General features: G+C 38.5%; 2 protein-coding genes. One reads left to right on the top strand and one right to left on the bottom strand.

Going from position 1 to position 1,583, the window contains the following annotated elements; translation table 11 throughout:
* Positions 1-197: 197 nt before the first annotated feature.
* Positions 198-1,067 carry a quinoprotein dehydrogenase-associated putative ABC transporter substrate-binding protein gene (locus tag A9E74_RS13715; protein ID WP_069297149.1) on the top strand — a complete coding sequence of 290 codons (870 nt, stop codon included), beginning with the start codon at positions 198-200 and terminating at the stop codon, positions 1,065-1,067.
* A 58-nt stretch (positions 1,068-1,125) separates the two neighbouring features.
* On the opposite strand, the gene A9E74_RS13710 is transcribed toward A9E74_RS13715, so the two are convergent.
* Positions 1,126-1,583, bottom strand: a 458-nt coding sequence (locus A9E74_RS13710; RefSeq protein WP_342670190.1) for a DUF302 domain-containing protein, incomplete at its 5' end; no start/stop codon positions are given.

The following is a 1,583-nucleotide window of genomic DNA, read 5'->3' as shown; positions in this document are numbered from 1 at the left end:
ATATCGTGCACTGTCTAGCTGGACTAACCTGGGTGGTATTCTGAGCGTATTTAGCTTGTAAGACCATTAAGTGTATTAAAAAATATACTTAAGTTAGACCAAAAAACCCGGTATCTTAAAAAGATGCCGGGTTTTTTTTGAACAAAAACGGTATACGAAGTGTCACACTTATTCCCATAAGAAATAAGGAAGAGAGAATGATAAAGCTACAGAAAATGGCGATCTTGGCATCTGCATTAGTGGGTGCATCGTTTGCAGTCAATGCAGAAAATTTGAAACCCTTGCCTGGACAAGAAGTATTAAGGGTCTGCGCTGATCCGCACAATATGCCGTATTCAAATAAGAACAAGGAAGGTTTCGATAATAAAATTGCAGAATTGTTAGGTAAAGAATTAGGAATTCCAGTGGAATATTACTGGTTCCCGCAGCGAATCGGATTTGCGCGAAATACTATTCAAAAAGAGCATCCTGAACGTGCTGGCTATATGTGCGATTTGGCAATGAGTGTACCCGAAGATGGTGGTCCGATGATGCCCACAAAACCCTATTTCAGTTCAATTGAAGCAATCGCTTACCGTAGTGGAGAAGGCTATGAGATCACTAAATTAGCCGATCTTAAAGAAGTTGATGCAAAACATGGTCCTTTGAAAATTGGTTTGTTTGATCGTGCTGTATCTACCAAACCTATTATTGATATGGGCTTAGCCGATCGAATTCAGTATTACCAATTAATGAGTGGTGATGTGAATGCCAGTGGCGGTCGTGCGATAGAAGATTTAGCTGCAGGGAAGATTGATGTCATCCCGATGTGGGGCCCTGTTGCTGGCTATGAAGCTTCTGTTTCAGATGTGCCAATTACCGTTCAACCTTTAAATGAATTAGGTCAGGCGCATGTATTTAGTTTTGGTATGGGTACACGCCGCACTAATAAAGCCTGGAATGCTTTATTAAATGAGTTTATCGATAAACATCAGGATGAAATAACTGCGATTATTGCTGAATATAATCTTCCTTCACTGGAAAATGTGAGCCCAACGCCAGCTAAGCGTGCTCATAAGGATGATTAAGAGTAAGTAAATAAAGTCTAATGCAGAATTGATGGAGGCTACAAAACTGTAGCCTCCATTATTTTATAAGGTTATCATTAATTTTTGCCGCAAACTCTGCCTGTTCTTTATCAGCCACTTTTTCATCCATTAAACGTGTGCCAATAATGACGCCAGTTTCACTCTCACGAACGGTAATGATGCAAGGCATATCATTAATTAATTGTTCGTTAATCAACATCATTTGTTTGGCGTAAGTGATATTGCAAAAGCTAATAACAACAGACAGTGGAAAGTCCTCATCACCGCGTTCCTGGATTGCCGAGCCAATTTCACTTTTATGAATGATCCGATAGTTAAATTCCGAAATGGCAATATCCAGATTCTCTAAAGTTTCCTGATAGGAATAAGGACTATTTTTTTCAATTATTCGGTTAGTATTCGCGGACTGACATGCGATAATAAAAAATACACTGGAAATCAAAATTCCAGGAATCTTTAAATGATCAATTAGAGTCATAAACATATAAAAATAAT

Origin of the sequence: Methylophaga muralis (assembly GCF_001720165.1) — a bacterium.
Lineage (GTDB): Bacteria > Pseudomonadota > Gammaproteobacteria > Nitrosococcales > Methylophagaceae > Methylophaga > Methylophaga muralis.
This window is presented reverse-complemented; position numbering and strand designations above follow the sequence as displayed.

Bases quoted from the DNA above. Each gene is read 5' to 3' on its own strand.
- A9E74_RS13715 (WP_069297149.1), top strand. From the start codon at position 198: ATGATAAAGCTACAGAAAATGGCGATCTTGGCATCTGCATTAGTGGGT.